This window comes from Psychrobacillus sp. FSL W7-1493 (assembly GCF_038004905.1).
In the GTDB taxonomy this organism is placed as follows: Bacteria; Bacillota; Bacilli; order Bacillales_A; family Planococcaceae; genus Psychrobacillus.
In genome coordinates this window covers 566,805-584,966 of sequence record NZ_JBBOSB010000001.1, presented here as the reverse complement: position 1 = coordinate 584,966, position 18,162 = coordinate 566,805, and the positions used below count along the sequence as shown (strand labels likewise).

The 18,162-nt window shown below is 38.0% G+C and carries 19 protein-coding genes; 8 read left to right on the top strand and 11 right to left on the bottom strand.

Annotated features, from left to right (window positions below; translation table 11 throughout):
• Window positions 1–105 precede the first annotated feature (105 nt).
• Window positions 106–1,485 carry an IS1096 element passenger TnpR family protein gene (locus MKX96_RS03000; RefSeq protein ID WP_340881854.1) on the bottom strand — a complete coding sequence of 460 codons (1,380 nt, stop codon included), beginning with the start codon at window positions 1,483–1,485 and terminating at the stop codon, window positions 106–108.
• A 226-nt stretch (window positions 1,486–1,711) separates the two neighbouring features.
• Window positions 1,712–2,518: an MBL fold metallo-hydrolase gene (locus MKX96_RS02995; RefSeq protein ID WP_340881852.1), complete on the bottom strand. Its 807-nt coding sequence runs from the start codon at window positions 2,516–2,518 to the stop codon at window positions 1,712–1,714.
• A 368-nt stretch (window positions 2,519–2,886) separates the two neighbouring features.
• On the opposite strand from MKX96_RS02995, the gene MKX96_RS02990 reads away from it, so the two are divergent.
• Window positions 2,887–3,087, top strand: a complete 201-nt coding sequence (locus tag MKX96_RS02990; protein ID WP_169361140.1) for a cold-shock protein — start codon at window positions 2,887–2,889, stop codon at window positions 3,085–3,087.
• A 59-nt stretch (window positions 3,088–3,146) separates the two neighbouring features.
• Here MKX96_RS02990 and MKX96_RS02985 read toward each other — a convergent pair whose 3' ends face one another.
• The 3 genes from MKX96_RS02985 to MKX96_RS02975 all read right to left on the bottom strand — a co-directional run bounded on the left by MKX96_RS02985 (window position 3,147) and on the right by MKX96_RS02975 (window position 4,395).
• Complete coding sequence (locus MKX96_RS02985; RefSeq protein WP_340881849.1) at window positions 3,147–3,704, bottom strand: DUF6434 domain-containing protein; 558 nt, start codon at window positions 3,702–3,704, stop codon at window positions 3,147–3,149.
• The gene (locus MKX96_RS02980; RefSeq protein WP_340881848.1) at window positions 3,685–4,089 is read right to left on the bottom strand and encodes a MerR family transcriptional regulator; all 405 of its coding nucleotides are present in this window, start codon (window positions 4,087–4,089) and stop codon (window positions 3,685–3,687) included. The genes MKX96_RS02985 and MKX96_RS02980 overlap by 20 nt, the downstream gene beginning before the upstream one ends.
• A gap of 162 nt (window positions 4,090–4,251) precedes the next feature.
• On the bottom strand, window positions 4,252–4,395 hold the full coding sequence (locus MKX96_RS02975; protein WP_340881847.1) for a hypothetical protein: 144 nt from the start codon (window positions 4,393–4,395) through the stop codon (window positions 4,252–4,254).
• Between the two features lie 189 nt (window positions 4,396–4,584).
• Between MKX96_RS02975 and MKX96_RS02970 the strand changes: the two genes are divergently transcribed.
• On the top strand, window positions 4,585–6,273 hold the full coding sequence (locus tag MKX96_RS02970) for a methyl-accepting chemotaxis protein (RefSeq protein WP_340881845.1): 1,689 nt from the start codon (window positions 4,585–4,587) through the stop codon (window positions 6,271–6,273).
• Window positions 6,274–6,333: 60 nt separating this feature from the next.
• Here MKX96_RS02970 and MKX96_RS02965 read toward each other — a convergent pair whose 3' ends face one another.
• Window positions 6,334–7,488, bottom strand: coding sequence for a YecA family protein (locus MKX96_RS02965; RefSeq protein ID WP_340881844.1), 1,155 nt, complete (start codon window positions 7,486–7,488; stop codon window positions 6,334–6,336).
• A 170-nt stretch (window positions 7,489–7,658) separates the two neighbouring features.
• Here MKX96_RS02965 and MKX96_RS02960 point away from each other — a divergent pair, with 170 nt between their 5' ends.
• The 4 genes from MKX96_RS02960 to MKX96_RS02945 are packed head-to-tail and all read left to right on the top strand — an operon-like array spanning window position 7,659 to window position 10,058.
• Window positions 7,659–8,378: an ABC transporter ATP-binding protein gene (locus tag MKX96_RS02960; RefSeq protein ID WP_340881843.1), complete on the top strand. Its 720-nt coding sequence runs from the start codon at window positions 7,659–7,661 to the stop codon at window positions 8,376–8,378.
• A 12-nt stretch (window positions 8,379–8,390) separates the two neighbouring features.
• A complete protein-coding gene (locus tag MKX96_RS02955) occupies window positions 8,391–9,134 on the top strand; it encodes an ABC transporter permease (protein WP_298470234.1) in 744 nt (247 codons plus the stop codon).
• 51 nt (window positions 9,135–9,185) lie between these two features.
• Window positions 9,186–9,641, top strand: a complete 456-nt coding sequence (locus tag MKX96_RS02950) for a LytTR family DNA-binding domain-containing protein (protein WP_251557081.1) — start codon at window positions 9,186–9,188, stop codon at window positions 9,639–9,641.
• Entirely contained in the window at window positions 9,642–10,058 is a 417-nt protein-coding gene (locus tag MKX96_RS02945) for a DUF3021 domain-containing protein (protein WP_340881838.1), read from the top strand.
• Between the two features lie 33 nt (window positions 10,059–10,091).
• Here MKX96_RS02945 and MKX96_RS02940 read toward each other — a convergent pair whose 3' ends face one another.
• From MKX96_RS02940 to MKX96_RS02930, 3 genes are all read right to left on the bottom strand, one after another.
• Window positions 10,092–11,264, bottom strand: coding sequence for a substrate-binding domain-containing protein (locus MKX96_RS02940; protein ID WP_340881836.1), 1,173 nt, complete (start codon window positions 11,262–11,264; stop codon window positions 10,092–10,094).
• A gap of 15 nt (window positions 11,265–11,279) precedes the next feature.
• A complete protein-coding gene (locus tag MKX96_RS02935) occupies window positions 11,280–12,095 on the bottom strand; it encodes a VanW family protein (protein WP_340881835.1) in 816 nt (271 codons plus the stop codon).
• A 146-nt stretch (window positions 12,096–12,241) separates the two neighbouring features.
• A complete protein-coding gene (locus MKX96_RS02930) occupies window positions 12,242–12,856 on the bottom strand; it encodes a PH domain-containing protein (RefSeq protein ID WP_169361130.1) in 615 nt (204 codons plus the stop codon).
• A 123-nt stretch (window positions 12,857–12,979) separates the two neighbouring features.
• On the opposite strand from MKX96_RS02930, the gene MKX96_RS02925 reads away from it, so the two are divergent.
• Complete coding sequence (locus MKX96_RS02925; protein WP_340881833.1) at window positions 12,980–15,127, top strand: M28 family peptidase; 2,148 nt, start codon at window positions 12,980–12,982, stop codon at window positions 15,125–15,127.
• Window positions 15,128–15,257: 130 nt separating this feature from the next.
• Here the strand turns inward: MKX96_RS02925 and MKX96_RS02920 are convergent, their stop codons facing one another.
• A complete protein-coding gene (locus tag MKX96_RS02920) occupies window positions 15,258–16,217 on the bottom strand; it encodes a D-2-hydroxyacid dehydrogenase family protein (protein ID WP_340881830.1) in 960 nt (319 codons plus the stop codon).
• 19 nt (window positions 16,218–16,236) lie between these two features.
• Window positions 16,237–16,971 carry a sulfite exporter TauE/SafE family protein gene (locus MKX96_RS02915; RefSeq protein WP_340881829.1) on the bottom strand — a complete coding sequence of 245 codons (735 nt, stop codon included), beginning with the start codon at window positions 16,969–16,971 and terminating at the stop codon, window positions 16,237–16,239.
• A gap of 161 nt (window positions 16,972–17,132) precedes the next feature.
• On the opposite strand from MKX96_RS02915, the gene MKX96_RS02910 reads away from it, so the two are divergent.
• Window positions 17,133–18,125 carry a PQQ-dependent sugar dehydrogenase gene (locus tag MKX96_RS02910; protein WP_340881828.1) on the top strand — a complete coding sequence of 331 codons (993 nt, stop codon included), beginning with the start codon at window positions 17,133–17,135 and terminating at the stop codon, window positions 18,123–18,125.
• The last annotated feature ends 37 nt before the right edge of the window (window positions 18,126–18,162 follow it).

Sequence of the window (18,162 nt, the reverse complement as noted above, 5' to 3'; positions counted from 1 at the left end):
AGGCGACGAGGAGATTGAAGTCGTGCCCCCGGAAAGCGTCCGCTGTAATGGAAAACAACTACGCTCTATTTTGAGGGAACTTTTGTCCTGATCTCTTTCCCTAACTTATTTACCACAGCATTTTTTATACTTTTTACCACTGCCGCAAGGACAAGGGTCATTTCGGCCAACCTTTGTATCAGTTTTTGTAGTCTCTGATTTAGTTGAGGCTATTTTTAGGTCTGGCTGCTCCATCAATGTGATCTCGTGAGGCGTATGTCCTCTATTGATCCAAAGGCGAGTTGTTACAGATACGAAGGCAATTGCCTGTACATACTTATTAAAAAGTTCCTGTTCTTGTATTTGATGACGTACCGCAAATTGCTGTGCCACCATATTAATACTACTGCCGACTGTTTGCATCTCACGGATTAGTTGATCCATGTTTTCTTTAATCATTAAGGAGCTGCCACCAAAGAAATCCTTTTGCATCATGGAAGCAAGCTTTTCTTGATAGATTGTTGCTTCATAATAGTTCGCATCCGCATATCGAAGAAGCTCTTCCTTTGCTGGGATATAATAAGGCTTCCCGTTCGCATTATCCTTTATGATTTTATAGTCATTGGGACGTATCGTTGTATGTATGAATTCATCTTTATCCACACGTACAAATTGATTTTGTAGCGATTCCATAGAAGTTTCAATCAATGACAATAATTCATTTCTCGTCAATGCTTTATTGTTTTGTGCATTATAAATCTCTAGAAATTTAGGGAAATCAATGACCCCATAAAGGTTGGTACAAGCAACTACATACTTTAATACGGTTTCCTTGTCTTCTATGTCACCTTGTGGGGTGGATTTCACACCTCGATACTTATCCGAAAGAACAAGATAGTTATCATGGTCGATTTTGTCCCATTCTGTTTTTTTGTATTTCACAAATTTTAACAAGTCATTTGTTCTGTCTATATCAAATGGTTTATACCCCTGTTGCTCTGCCCATCCAAACATATGTAAGTAATCAGGATGATTTGGATTATCCATAATTTCTTTAAACTCTTCAAACCCTGGGGGACCACCGACATCTTCGGGTGGGGCAGTTCCTTCTCCCTCTAATATAGTAGGAAAACCAAAATAGTAATCCTCAACTGTCTCTTCTAGCTCTATACGAATACGCCAATCGTCTCCGAAGTCGTAGTTATAAATGAGGTGACCCATTTCCTGAAGATACGGGTCAATCTTGATACGGGTTGGCTGTTTAACCTCTCTACCTTCGTACTTCTTTCCTTTATACTCATGTAAGATCGTTTCATTATTCGTAATGTATTTATCGTTTGTTGCTATTCCAAAGGAATGATAAGCTTCCATCGTGCTTCGGAAATTTGTCACGTATTGAATGGTCTCATGAAGTCTATTAAATGTCGCATCTGCCGGCAGAATAACCCGTCTCCACACCTTCGGATCTACGTGCTCAAATGATAATTTTAAAATATAAGCTTTCAAATAAATTCACCTTCCTCCTTTAATCATACGGTATTAAGCGGTTTTCATCGAGTAAAAACTACTTTTGGGAGTAGGCTTATGCAAGTATTCTATTTAATGTATTTTAGCAGGGTCTATTGCCGCTCGAATAGAGAATCACTTTAGTAAATATGACTTGTATATAAACCACGTAAAGCTAGTCCGCCCGTCAGGCAAGGACTCCACTATGTATCTAGTCCTTTTCATACTACTGCTCGTTAATAACGGAGCGGATGATATGAAAGGAGCTCCACTCACCCATAGAAAACCAATTAATAGGATATTTCTTTGGAAAAATAATACTGGTAATCTCTTTTTCACTTTTCCCCTCGGCGTGAAGCTGCAAAATATGTTGCTGCATCTCTAATAAATAATGTAGCTTTCTCTCTAAGTATCTTCTTCCCTTCTCTAAATACCCTGCATGACAACAATATACGTCCCCAAAATCATAGGTGAGGACCCGTTGAAGGGATTCTATGATGGTTGGAATACTTTCTTCTCGAAGTATAATCTTTGTTCGTTCTTGGCAATAAAGGTCACCTGTAAACAATTGACCCGTTTGTTTATTGAGAAATGCTACATGATCCTTGGCATGACCAGGTGTAGGGATAACATCCCATGTAGCTGATTTAGAGGTAAATGTCTCGCCTAACGGATTAGCTTTAAAGGGCTGTCTCTTCCCCCAAAATAGCTTGCGATAAAGGGGGTAGTCTGCTTTCTTTTGACTGTGATCTATGAAATGTTCTTTCATATAGATGCGTTTCCCCAGCTCCTGCATATAAGCAGCACAGCCAGTATGGTCCTCATGATGATGAGTAATCATGACCTTCTCCACCTCTTGCTGCTTCAAAAAAGGCTTGAGCTCATTCTCTAGTGACTGTGATCCCGTATCAATGAGGACACCATCTACCACGAAACAATGTACATTTAACCTCACGCCTTGAAAAGACACCTTTCCATTCGCCATTATTACCCCACTTTTAGTCGAAACATCGAATTGTTTCTTGAAAAGCATCTCATCCACCCCTATAAACAAAGATTTATTTTAGAAAAGAATACCATAAAATGAATGACTATTCACTCTATTTAAGGTCCTCAAGTGCTGGTATCACTGCGTTACCTTTAAGAAAAGCAGTAGACTTAAGTGCTAATACTTATACGGTTAATAAAAGAATTTTAAATAACCTAAGTACATTACTGGACAAATGACATTAAACGTTATATACTAAGTTCAATAGTTAAATTGCTTCATCAAGAAAACATTGAATTCACATATTACAAAAAGTGATCGTGAAATGTTTGTCGATACTTTTTCTAATATGTGAATTTTTTTATCTGTTGAAAGATTTATATTATTTAATTTATTTTATGGAGGTTTTTTACATGACACAAGGTACAGTAAAATGGTTTAACGCAGAAAAAGGTTTTGGATTTATCGAGGTTGAAGGTGGAAGCGACGTATTCGCTCATTTCTCAGCTATCCAAGGTGACGGATTCAAATCTCTTGACGAAGGTCAAAAAGTTGAATTTGATATCGAAGAAGGTAACCGCGGACCACAAGCAGTTAACATCGTAAAACTTTAATTCTTCGGAATTAACTTGATAAAAGCCGTACACTCGAAGCAATTCGAGTGTACGGCTTTTTATTTTTGATATGTATTACTTCCTGGAAGCTGCTTAATAGCATTCCATGCTTGGATAGCCTCCTGACGTGTTTTTCCTTTATTGTTAGAATCCGCAAAGAAGTCTTTTATGAATTGGTTATATTCAAATTGAGGTGCAATCGCCTTCGAGTAAGCCGGATCTCTCTTACGCTCCTCCTCCTCCATCCAAGCGTTCACCGCATCACGGTATGTGTTTCCTATATTGTTTTTAAAATAATTTTGAATATAAGTAGAGAAATGAAATTTCGGTCCAATGACTTCCCGAAAAAATGCCCTTACTTGTTGGCTACATCGATGTCCTTCTGTTATAACAGTATCCAAAGAAAGTGGTTCTTCTACTTTAGAGATTTTAGCTCTTCTGACTGGCTGGAGTATTTTGCCTGAGTGAAGGAATACCTCTATTCGATTAGCAATTTCTCCTTTCGAACCAGCTGGGCTTAAAAGGTGCTCTCTACAAAACGCTTGGAGCTCTTCCTTTAACCAATAATACTGTTTAAATTCTTCTATGTTTATATCTTTAGTTAGTTGTGGTCTCATCTCTTTTTCCTCCAAGTAATTGCTCTACCTTCCTATCTACTCGTAGAAGCACCTCTTTTATTTGGATAATTTGTTTTTCTTTCTCTATTAAATCCCGGTATTTTTCTTGAAATAACTCCCTTAACAATTGTAGCTTCTCTGTTTCGTGGTCTGTTAATTTATTATCTTTATCCACATGGTTAGTCCAATCAAATAGTAGCTTTATCTCCTGTAAGGAAAAACCATTTTGTTTTAACTTAATGATTGCCTGAATAGAGAGTATATCCTCATCTGTATAGTGGCGGTATGAGTTCATAATGGTGGGTTTTAATAGTTCGATCTTTTCATAATAACGAATAGTATCTTTACTTACCCCAGTACGTGAAGCAAATTCTCCAATTCTCATAATATCACTCCTATTACAATCATGACATGAAACATAAATCGAAAGATATGATGACTATAGCTAACTTTACTCTTTGTCTGTAGCCCCTCCCATAGAGCTAGAACATGTATACATATAAAACATATCACTATTAAACTTAACCTCATGTCTGTTATAAAAACACTAGCAATCATACCAAGCGATACGACGACAAACAATAAGGAACGTATCGATAAACCCTTTTCCTTCCATTGTACCATTCCAGCGATCATTGTTAATATCCCATACATACATATTAAACTGTACACGATTATCTCCATTTAGCACCCCTCCCCTATTTTTACTTTATAGGGTGGAGTTAACTCCATGTCAACCATGTTTTATTAAGATAATTTATTTATTAACTTTTTATCAATAACTTCCAATTATCAATAATTTCCCATAAATTCACTTCAAATACCAATACTTTTAGCCGATAAAAACGAGGTGATTATATTTATGGAAAGAAGGCAGCTTATGAGTATCGGAAAAAAGTTAAACATCGCATTTATCGTCATTATAGTTTTGTTATTAATCTCTACTGTAACAGCTATGCTTACATCTGCTAATGTAGAATCTAAGGTGGATGAGGCGCTTGATTATAGAGTCACCCAATTACGAGTAATTGACGAAATACGTTTTGGTATTGGAATGCAGGGGCAATATTCTCAAGAATTGTTAATCGATAATTCTCCGGAAACGAAGGAGCAGCTTGAATACTATATCCAGTATGTTGATGAGCAAATTGCTCAAATAGCTTCTCTTGCTAGCTCTAAAACAATGAAAGCTTACGTAGAGGAGATTTATGTTTATAAAAACGAGTTCAACGAAGCATCAGAGATATATTTGGAATATGCAAAAACGGGTGTTATGAGCTCTGGATCAAGAATTTTAAAGGATCGAATTACTCCGGCTAACGATGGTATATTAGAAGTTGCACAAAAAATGCTTGATTATCAGGATAACGAATTGAAAAAAATCTCTCAAGAAACAGATCGTGCAATGACTCTATCTAACATTGTAGCAATTGTTATGTTAGTATTCGTTTTGCTAAATGGAGTTCTCCTTATGTGGTTCACTCGTAAGCAAATCTCTAATCCGTTAATAAAAATGGTAGACGCAGCCGAAATAATTGCTACTGGAGATTTATCGGTGGAGGATTTGAACTACTCTTCCAATGATGAAATTGGAAAGCTAGCTACAGCTACTAATCAAATGAAAAATAATCTTCAAATGTTACTTAAAAGAATCCATGAAAATTCAGAGCATCTAAGTGCGGCTGCCGAAGAGCTATCCGCAAGCACCGAAGAGGTAACTGCTTCTACAAATGAAATGGCTAACCGAGCTAATGATACTTTAGAAGCCTCATCTTCTGCTGCCCAGTCGGCCAATGAAAGTTCTCGAGCTATGGAAGAGACTGCAACGGGAGTTCAACGAATTGCCGAATCGACACAGCACTTATACGACAACTCGAACCAAACTTATCAAACGGCACTGGCTGGAGGTAAGATTATTCAACAGGCAAGTGAACAGATGAACACCATAAATCATTCCTCTGAGATGATGAATAATTTAGTTCAAAAACTAAGTAAACAAACCTTGGAAATTGAAAATATAACTAATGTAATTACGAATATTACAGAGCAGACTAACCTATTGGCTCTCAATGCGGCGATTGAAGCAGCACGAGCTGGCGAACATGGGAAAGGATTTGCAGTTGTTGCAGACGAGGTTCGTAAGCTTGCTGAGGAATCTAGACAATCTGCCAATCAAATTGTTGATTTGATCAAGGATATCAAACTAGATACAGGCAATGTAGAAAAAGCAGCTGAGGAATCCCTAGGATCTGTAACAGTTGGGGTGAAGATTATTGGAGATGCCGGCCATGCTTTTCAAGAAATCGTTACTGCAGTAGAAGAGATGAACGTTCAAATCGAAGAGATCTCAGCTACTTCTGAAGAGATTTCCGCATCTGCTGAACAAGTTTCTGCTTCTGCCATGGAAATCGCTAACGGGGCTACAAATGCTTCCTCCAATGTTGAAGGTATTGCTGCCGCTATTGAGGAACAGACTGCTACCATGGAACAGGTCAGCGGTGTAGCAGTTGAACTTTCACAAAATGCACAGGACTTACAAGAGGAAATAAATAAATTTAAGCTAGCATAAAATGCTGCCGGGCATATGAGTCCGGCAGCATTTTTAATTTAAATGGCTATGCTTAATATTTCATTTCCCACAGCATTTTTTATATTTTTTTCCACTACCACAAGGACAGGGATCATTTCTACCGACCTTTTCGCTTACTGCTGGCTGAGGTGCTTGTGCTTGTTGCTCTTGTTCGAATTCTATGGCGTTTTGTTCGGCAATTTGCTTCCACTCTTCCATAGATGGATGGGAACGTCCCATTACTGTATAGAACGCATAAAGCGTCTGTTCAAGATCAATTAATCCACCATGATAGCCGTTATGGAGATAATCCTCTATCAACGGGAAGGCTTGCTCTGTTAATTGGGCTGTTAGAGATTCGATAACAGTTTCTTTACCGCTTTCATCTAACTTGTCGTAGCTTTTTACCAGCACTTCTATTGCCTTTTCAGTTTTTGTTTCTTTTAAGATACTAGCAGCATAAATACACGTCTCATTCTTCATCGCATATGGAGCAACTGCTTCTACTACGTCATCCGTCTGAAAGCTACTTAACGCAACTGCCAATTCTTCTAATAGAATTTCTTCTTCTCTATCTAGTAGGGATACAAGTGTAGGTATATATTCGTTTAACTGTAGGAGGCCAACCGCTCTTACTGCCAAAATACCAAACACGGAGAAAAACTTTTCCCCTAGTTCTTGCTGAAGGGTCTTCTCTACTTCCTGTTTCCCATAGCTGCCAATATCAATCAGTCGCCCAAGCAGCTTTTTCGACTTTTGAAATTCAAGTGCATTAAAGCCATCGCGGTTAACGTCACCCACAACGTCCTCATACGTTTTCCAAAGTGTATCCTCGCTTGCCTCCAATAATAGCTTATTAAAATCAGTATAATCCGTTCCTATATAGGGAGTAAGCTGATCTGCTTTATCTACTAGAACCTCAGAGGGAAGGTTCATCACATATTGAAGGACTAGATGTCTCTTCGATTTCTTTACCTTTTGGAGGAGCTTCATCAGAATCGGGAACGTTTCTTCTGTAACGTTATTTTCTTGTCCCCAGACTAGAATAGTATCTCTTTCTTTATCATCAGCATGTAATGCATTCGTCAGTTGTTCATTTACCACCTTACTAGGCGTAAACGGAAATTCATTTAGTACATACGATGCAAATTCTCTGACCAATCTCTCTTCATGATTGATAAGGGGGGTTACTTTGTTTAAGAATGATTGACTCATTAGAATTCCTCCTTTGATACTATCAATATACTTCCTTTTAGTAGTTAAATGCAACTGACCTATCAATTCCTACAGGTTGGCCAAACTAAAATACCTCTTACCGAAATACGCTCGAATACCACCTCATCTCATCATACAATTAGTTTATAAGAAAAACGGGAGTGATATTTGTGCATATCATTGAAGTTAGAAATTTTAAAAAATCGTACGGGGAGAAGGAGTTTTTAAAAGGAATAGATTTTCAAGCGTCACCTGGAGAAGTCATAGGGGTGATAGGAAAAAATGGAGCAGGTAAATCTACTTTTTTAGAAATTCTTATGACCATCAAACAATTTGATACAGGAATTGTCTATGTGTTGGAAGAAGACATTCGATTAGCCTCCATGAGCCGTTTAGAAGAACTTAGAAAACAAATTGCTGTCGTTCTTCAGCCAACCCAATTTTATCGAACATTAAAGGTGGAGGAATTATTAAAATTGTTTAGGTCTTACTATAGGTCCTCCATTGCTTTAGAAAAAATTATACATGACTTCAAGTTAGATCCCCATCGCCACAAGTATTTCGATAAATTATCAGGTGGCTGGAAGCAGATTGTTAGCCTAGCGATTGCATTTTTGTGCGAGCCCAAGCTACTTATATTAGATGAGCCAACTACCGGATTAGATCCACATATGCGTAATTTGTTATGGTCTTATATTACTGAATACAATGAACGCACTGGGGGCACTGTCATCTTGACTACCCACAATATGGATGAGGTGGAGATATACTGTGACAAGGTTTTACTTATCAATAATGGAATAACTGAAGTTTTTTCAACTACTGACAGTATTTTAGCTTTAGGCTATCGTTCTGTACATGATTTTTATCTTCAAAAAGTTGATATTTAGGAGGCAATTCTAATGCTAGCTACACAATTAAAATATGATTTACTTATGTTTAGTAGAGAAGTCTTTTATATGTTTTTCACCATTATTATCCCACCCGTAACGTATATTTTTATGGGACAGTTATATGGGGAAATGACGTATGATCATGGTCTAAACTATGCTCAATCTTACACACCATCCTTTATATTACTCATCACATTTACAGTAATATTTTTTGCTTTTGGCTTTGATCAGGTTAACCACCGTATAACTGGTGTGGAAAAACGAATACGCTTGTCTCCTGTTCCCAAAAACATTTTACTCGCCTCAAGCATTTTACGAGCGATTATTATTACGACCTTAGGTTATCTTATGATACTTAGCATTGGATTAGTTATGTATGATTTATCCTTCGTCCTACTCGATATGTTTTCTTCCTATGCTTTTTTTATAGCTATGAACATTGTCTTACTAATCATGGCATCTGCTATTTATTCCTTATTTGATAATATAAACAGTGCTCTTGTATTTTCTATCGTTATTATGCAAATCGTTATTTTTACCGGCGGCTTCGCACAGCCAATTAACCTAATGCCAAACTTTATACAAGTATCAGCAAAGCTTAACCCACTCTATCATATGAATAACATGTTTATAGATGTATGGAACGGCCAGCTCTCTCTAACTATTGAAACAATTCTCGCTGGAAGCTATATTGGAGTACTTCTATTTGTATCGGTTCTTATTATTCGCTTCATGCACAAGCGGAAAATCTAAAGACAATTATTATCAGAACCTTTACACTATTAAAGAAGAGAGGTGTCAAAGATGAAAGTATCGTTAAATATTGATAGTGATTTTAAAGAGACGTTGGTTAAAATTGAAACACCTACGCTAGATGGACCAGTCCAGGACTTACTGGAATTTATAAAAGGCAGTGAAATAGAATTTTTAGTTGGAAAAATCGATGAAATGCAACACATCTTAAAGCCCGCGGATATTCATTATTTTCATACAGATCAGGAAGCAGTCTATGCAGTAACCGCAACCGGCTCATACAAATTAAAGGAAAAGCTATATGAGCTAGAGGAAATGCTGCCATCAAGCAAATTTATACGTTTATCAAAATCTGTTATAGCAAACCTCTATGAGCTTAATCGATTTGAAGCTTCTTTCAATGGAACGCTATGTGTGTATTTTAAATCCGGAGCAAAGGAATATGTGTCTAGGACATACGTCGCTCACATTAAGGACGCACTGAAAATGAATAGGAGGAAAAAATAAATGAAAACATTTTTGTTTAGAAGTATGATTGGGATTTTCTTTGGAGCATTCATATCAGTAGTTTTTACAAGTGGGGTAGTACTCTTTAGCGACAAAGAAACGTTAAACGGGGCTTTGTTTCTAAAAAATTCTTTAGGCTCTATATTTTGTGGTTGGTTATTTACAGTAACCCCACTCTACTTTGAAAATAAGCGTTTTACTATGATGCAGGCTACCGGTTTCCATTTTCTTACCGTCTTCGTAGCATACTTTATCTTAGCTTTCTTTATTGGCTGGATACCATTTACTTTGTTAAGCTTTGGAATTGGCCTGGCAATTTTCATTGTTGTTTATATTTTACATTGGCTGGCATTCTACTACTATTTCCGTCTACAAGCCAAAAAACTGAACGAAAATTTAAATTCTATCTCGGAATAGCAAGGAGCTGCTTCGGGTAAGAGCAGCTCTTTGTTATTCAATCATTGGCACGTAACCCGTTTTCTCAACCAACTCCTGACCCTGAGGAGATAGAATCCATTCTACAAACTCATCAACATGAGGATTATCCGTACTAGCTGTCACTACATAAAACTCCGATGCAATTGGATACTGGTTGTTACGAATATTTTCTTTTGTAGGTGCAATTCCGTTTATATTTAATAGTTTAATCTGATCGTTCTTAACCATTTCGTTCGCATAAAATCGGAATGTGTACCCAATTGCGTTTTTATAATTCTTGTATTGAGCTACTTCTTCAATGATTCCCCCCATCCCACTGACAATATCTTCAGTAGGTGCTTCCATTAAAGGAGTTTCTCCCATTAAATTCTCTAAAGCTGTTTGACTACCACTTCCCTCGGGACGCTGGAATGCTCGTATAGAATCGTCGCTTCCCCCTACATCCTGCCAATTCTTAATGCTCCCTGAGTAAATATCTTGAATTTGCTGAAGGCTGAGCTCGTCTACCTCATTTTTATGGTGGACGAAGAACACGAACGCTTCTCTTCCAATCGGTGTAAGTTTAAGCTCCACACCATTACGCTTTGCATAGTTGATTTGCCCCTTAGATGGCCCCGCAGCAAAGATCATATCCACTTTACCTTCGATCAAATTATTGTATGCATCAGGGGTAGTATTTACCATAACTTCGCTGGAGCTTGGCTCATATGTTTTTTCGGGATAAACCGCTTGAGCAAAAGAAGCATACAAAGGATACAAAGCCGTTGCTCCGTCCAACCTTGGTAAGTCCTCTGTAATTTTAAATGTTGACTCCTCCTCTAGAGTTGCAATTTTTAAAGGCTCCATGAATGGTTGATAGTCCCAAACATTTAATTCTGCATCTACCGTCGGAATATTATTCTCATATATTTTTTTGACTGGAGTAATTGCACTGATCACTATGGCCATTCCCATTACCCCTAAAACCCATCGCTTTCTTTTTTTAGTAGTAAAAAAATTAAACAAATGGAATAGGTAAAATAAATACAATACAATCACTCCAGTAACCAACAGCGAGATATAATGCATATTGCCAGTTAAAACAATTACAATTAAGAGGAATGAGCCAAAGAAAAAAATACAGATTAACCAAAATACGGCGTATAAAATTTTATCACTCAAGGATTTTTGTTTTCTTTCATCCATTTTTACCAACTCCTATTACTCAATAGATGTCGTTAACATTGGCTCATACATCATGATTGCATGATTTTGAGCAATAAACTCATCGTCTATTAATTCATTTTGCATATTATAGACTCTCCTATAAATACTGTTATGTCGAACATAGCCTCCCCAATATTCTTTGGAAATTAAATGATCCTTCTCATACACCTCATATGTTCTGGTAGAAGGATTATCTGCTCTCCATTCCCCTACTAAATGGGTATTGGTTAGATACAGTACTAGTTGATAAGGCTGCTTCGTATCATTTTTGATTTGCAAATCCAGGTAGTTATATGCACATGTAGCTCCACTTCCAAAAGGTTGACTTCGGTTAGAGTCCGGGAATACATCATAGCTATGTCGATACCTTTCCGTCACCTGAAGTGGTGTATGTAATGTAATCCAGTAAATAAGGTTTGATAGCTGGCAAAGCCCTCCACCTACTCCAACAGTAACTTTTCCATAGTGTAAAATCATTCCCTCAACGTATCCCTTTCTCTTACTAGTGTTTCCGATCAACCGCCAATAAGAGAGTGTTTCTCCTGGTTGAACGATGACACCATTTAATTGCTTAATAGCTATTTTAAGATTAGTAATTTTATTGTGCTGCAACCACATGTCTACGTCTTTTAATTCACGTAGCAACTGGGTTTGATGAATCGCAATGATCTCCGATTTTCTTGTTGATTGCTTTTTTAAAGCATACTTTTTCTTCCCAGCATACCAATCCATATAACGCTTAATACGGAAATACTTCTTTCCAAAGTAGATACGTATCCGACTTCTGTTTCTCGGTTCAAGTGATTCCATTACCCACTTCCCCTCCCTATTAATGGTATATAATCAATAATAGACCAATTATTCAGAAATAAGAAGATATTTTGAGAACCTACCATTGCTCCTAGTTACGAGAAAAAATATAAAAACCACTACCTATAATAGGTAGTGGCATCTTTTTAAGCATTTATAAATAATTCAAATACGTCCTTGAAGTCTTTTTTCATGTATTTATCTTTTTGCTCTAGCATCCAGTTGGAGGAAAACTGGGTTATCGATTCGAACGAAGACAATGGAGTAATGTCTTTACTTTCCATCTTGCCTACTGACTGAGCAGCGTAGCCTAAGCTATTTTGAGCAATATCAAATTTCTTTTTGTTGTCTAGCATTTGAGTTGATATGGTATGGATTGCCTTATAAAGATCTTTGATTTCCGTAGCAAACTTTTTATGGATATCTATGCTTAATGGCACATTTCCAATCGTGAACTTAATCTCCATATCTAGATCGATAGTCCCTGCCGTTTCAAGCGCTACATCGGTGATTGGATAGTAAGCATAGTCATAGCGCCGAAGCGTTCTTTTCTTACTAAGGGCATTCTCTCCATCCACATGGATTAAGGCAAGGTTAGTAAAGCAATACTCATCTGCTTTTGTTTTGATAAGAAAATAAACCACTTCACCTGCTTCATGCATGACAAAATCATCGGACTCCGTTTTATCAAAATCCGCTTTAGAAACAACCACTCCAATGTCTGAAATACCTAATGCATCTGATGCTAGCTTTTTAAACAAATGATCGACCTCCTTAAAGTAACTTTATCCTATATTAATCCATTCTATTCATAAAGAAAAGTGGTAAAAATTATTATTTTTTGATAATATTAATTTCTATATGAGTTGAAAGGAATGTGATAAATGAAAAAGTTAGTAAAAGTACTTGCAATATCGTTTCTTGTAGGGCTTACTCTTACAGGCTGTAAGGATGAAGAGGCAAAAGATGATCAAGATAAAGTAAAGGACGGAGTAATCGATCAGTTAAAAGATGATTATTTATCATCTGTTGATGTAGATTATGCCTATGAATTTACTAAAAGCTTAGAAGAGTTTAAAACAAATGAAAAGCTTGGATATCGAACAGCTGGTTCTGAGGCAGAACTCAAGACCGGAGAAAAAATTGGACAAGAAATGGAGAAAATCGGCCTTACAGAAGTAACGAAGGACGAGTTTACTTTAGATACTTGGACATTTGAAAAAGCCGATTTAACGTTTACCGATGAAAACGGTAAAGAGCATTTAGCGGTTCTTGGTGGCTACCAGGTTAATTTCAATACAAATGGCGTCAAGGAATACGACATTGTTTACGGTGGCAAGGCCACAGCTGAGGACTTAGATGGACTCGATATCGAAGGCAAGCTCGTTTTAATAGACATAAATCAGCGTGAGGAATGGTGGATCAACTACCCCGCATACCAAGCTCATGTAAAAGGTGCAGCAGGAGTTATAGCTGTACAGGAAGCTGGTTATGGAGAAGTCTCTCCAGATGCCTTAAATGCTCAAGATTTTTGTGGACCGGATGATGCTCCTGCGTTTTCCATGTCCCAAACGGATGGAAATAAGTTAAAAAAATTATTGGAAGCTAGTGAGACAGGCTCCATGAAAGTGAAATTTGATGCAAAATCTACTGTTAAAATGGATGGCAAATCCTATAACTATTATGGAAAAATAGTAGGAAAGGATCCAGAGTCCTATATTATTCTATCCGCCCATTATGATTCCTACTTCACAGGATTTCAGGATGACCATGCAGCAATAGGATTGATGATGGGAGTAGCCAAAGGTCTGATCGATAGCGGCTACCAGCCAGAAAAAACGATTATCTTTAACGCACTTGCTGCTGAAGAGTGGGGAGTTTCAAACTCTCGCTATGACTGGTCCACTGGTGCATACAATCAAATATTTAACATTCACCCAGAATGGGCTGGAAAAGCATTTGCTAACATGAACTTTGAACTCCCTGCATATGAGCACACGACGCAGGACGAAATTCGTGCTACATACGAATTGAACAATTACCTTACAGAATTCTCTAAAGATGTTCCAGCGGTAGAAGGTGTTTATAAGGATGGAATTTCTGTAATATCTCCATTGCGTACTTGGTCAGATGATTTTTCCTTTAATATTGCTGGGGTTCCAGCTTTACGAAACGATTTCCAAGATAGCGATTTTATGCGCTCTCATTACCATTCACAATTTGATACAGAAGAAACGTTTAATGAGGAAGCTTTTAAATTCCACTTGAATTTATATGGTCTTCTAACTATGCATTACGACAAAACGGCTGTGGTGCCTTTAGACTTTACCACTCGTTTGAATGCTATGAAAGAAACAATTGATGAAAATGCCTTTGAACAAGCTGAGGTATCTAAGGACGAGCTGATTGACGAGATTGATCAGGTGATGGATACAGCAAAGGACGTAAATAAAAGAGTTACAAAGATTAATGAGGATTACTTAAATGCTATAGCTAAAGACGACCAAGCTGCTGCTAAGAAGCTTTATAACGAAAGCCGTCAGCTTAACAGTGATTTATTAGCTGCATTCAAGCATGCAGAGGACAGCTTCACTCGCCTGACTTGGGAGGACGTTGTTATATTCCCTTACGAGCACGCACAAAACAATATAAATAATTTATCCCTTTCTATTGAAGCGTTAGAAGATGGAGATCTTGCTACGCCTCTAGACGAATATTTATGGAATATCGATAACAACTGGTATGCCTATGATTTCGACCAAGAAGTATTTGATTACTTCACAGACTACGTGATAGATGCACCTGCTGAAAAGCTGATGTGGGGTGCTGGAAGAATTGTTGGTCATGAAGATCTATATGAAGTCATCCATTCTCTTAAAGGAAAAAGCGACATAGAAAATGCTGACTTAACAGAAGAAATTGAATCACTCAAGCAATCATTAACCAATCAAAAAGCTTTACTAAAAACAACTACATCACAGCAAGTTGCTGATTTAAGAGAACTAGGCAGACAGTTAGAAAATTTGAAGTAAAATGATAGAACGAGGCACAAGACTATGAGATAGTCTTGTGCCTCTTTTGCATGAATCGGTCGGTTTTCATTCATAATCGGTCGGTTCGCGCTATTAATCGGTCGGTCCCCCTAATTATTGGCCCACTGGCTTAATTTATCTTCCGAATTTCTGCTCCCTCAAGAAAAGCTACAATGTCCTCTACCGCTTCTGTAAAGTAGACGCGGTAATTATGTTCACTTACATATCCTAAATGAGGAGTTGCCAGAACGTTGGGTAGCGTACGATATGGATGTTTCTCTGGCATTGGCTCTTCATCAAATACATCTAAGCCTGCTCCTGCAATCCAGTTTTCTTCTAATGCCTTTACTAGTGCCTGTTGGTCTACTATTGCTGCTCGTGATGTATTGATGAGATAGGCACTATGCTTCATCTGCTTTAATTCCTGCCTGCCTATTATTCCTCTTGTTCTATCGCTCAACACAAGGTGGATTGACACAAAGTCACTCGTTGCTAAAAGTTCCTCCTTTGAATTTGCTAAACGAACTCCTAATTTATCTGTATCTTCCTTCTTAAGGTTTTGACTCCATGCAATAACGTCCATCCCAAAAGCTTGGGCAATCGTGGCCATACGTCCTCCGATTTTACCCAACCCAAGGAGTCCCAACGTTCTTCCGTGTAAATCTACTCCTACTGTGCTTTGCCACGGCCCGTTTTCTCTTAAAGCTCTATTCTCCAAAGTAATATTTCTAGCGAGATTTAAGAGTAGTGCCCACGTAAGCTCAGTCGGTGGCTCCGAGGAGCTCCCAGTACCACATACCGTTACTCCATGCGTTGAAGCAGCAGCTAAATCAATCGAGGCATTCCTCATCCCTGAGGTGATTAAGAGCTTTAATTTAGGTAATTTCTCAAATACAGAAGCCGTGAATGGAGTTCGTTCCCGCATAATAACAATAATTTCATACTCTTTGATTTCCTCTATTAGTTCTTCTTCATTATTGAAATGCTTCGTGAAGGCGCGTACCACCACCTGCTCCTCAATAGATGTCCAGTCTGCCATTTTTAAAGCGACTTGCTGATAGTCATCTAAAATTGCACATTTTAATTTCATATCATTTCCTCCTCACTTATTACTTCACATAATCCCAAATTATTTGCACAATCAATAATACGGTTACTACTCTTAGTAAAGGCTTAATATGCTCTGATTTTAATTTCCGGGCAAGCCTTACACCTAGCTGCGCTCCAATAATTGCACCAATCATTAAAGCAATGGTCACTGGCCACATGATCTTCCCGGTGGATATATACGTAATAGAAGCACCAAAGCAACTTGCGAATACACCGATTCTAGCAAGGCCAACAGCCCTGATGTATGCAATTTTCTCGCTGGCATACAAGTAAAGGGCAAGGGTACTGCTCCCTGGACCAAACATTCCATCATAAATGCCTATACCTAATAAGGATGGAACTGTTTTTCTATTCAGCTGAAAGGTCGATGTCCCATCAAAATTTCCTTTTCCCATAAATGAGTTGATGAAAGCAAAGCTTAATAATAGGATGGCTATGACCATGAGTGTCTCCCCACTTAGAAAGGATGCCGTAAGTCCCCCTAAAATTCCTCCACCTAAACAAAATACTAGAACAGACAACGCTTCTTTCGCTGACACTTCCTTTTTAGTAAAAATAACTAAAAAGCTAGATAGGGAGCTCACAGTATTTGAAACCTTATTGGCACCAATTGCTGAATGAATCGGTAAACCCATTAGCAGCATCATTGGAAGACTGATCAGTCCTCCCCCTCCAACTAGCGTACCAACCATATTTCCTGCAATCCCAATAATAAAAAATATTAGAAATTCCATTATTTTTCCTTCTTTCTAAACTTCTCTGTAAATTCAGCATACTCCTCCATTTATGATAAGTAAATTTGATAGAATCTATCGTTTCTCATTTGTAAAACTTATGGCGAAGAGCAGGAATCTGCATTTCATTCCTAGAAGTAGTAACTAGAGGAGGTTTTTATATGAAAAGACTCATACTTTTAACACTTCTATTAGTTGGTTGTTCTGAAGAAGCAGCCGAACCGGAAAAAGAAGCCGCAGATAAAATAGCAACCAATTTAGAAATCCCTTGGGCAATCAACCAACAGGACAGTATCTTTTATATATCAGAGAGAGTAGGTACAATAGCTGTCATTGATGGGTCTACCGTTACCCATGAGGAAGTCATTTTTTCGGATACCTTGTCCTCCGCGGCAGAAGCCGGACTTCTCGGCTTTGTATTAAAGTCTGACTTCAGTAAAACCAATGAGGCATTTGCCTATTATACGTATGACAAAGACGGGGAATCCTTTAATCGTGTAGTGACTCTAAAACGAGAGAATAATCAGTGGCAGGAAACTGAAATACACCTCGATGACATCAAGACCGGTAATATCCATCATGGTGGACGACTGGAGATAGGTCCTGATCATAAGCTATATGTAACTATTGGAGATGCAGGTGACCCTGAGCTTGCTCAGGACGATAATTCCTTGAACGGTAAAATTGTGAGAATGGAAGAGGATGGATCATTCCAAATTTTCTCCTCTGGTCACCGTAACCCACAGGGACTTGCCTGGCACGAGAACGGGACTCTTTTTGAGGCAGAGCATGGCCAGTCAGCTAATGATGAGGTCAATTTAATTGAGCAAGGAAAGAACTATGGCTATCCCATCATTGAAGGATCTGAAACTAAGAACGGCTATGTAACACCGCTCATCACTTCTGGCAGTAATGAGACTTGGGCACCTTCTGGAATAACCTTTCACAAAGGTAAGCTATATGTCGCTTCCCTCCGAGGAGAAGCTGTTAAGGTCATGAATGTTGAAACTGGTAAGGTAGAACAATCTATCACTGGCTTTGGTAGAGTGCGTGATGTCTACTCTGATGGAGAATCGTTGTACTTTGTCACTAATAATACCGATGGACGCGGTAATCCAAGCGAGGAGGATGATATCTTATATAAATTAAACTAAAAGTGGAAGAAAGGAATTTCAGAGTATTTTAGTTTTT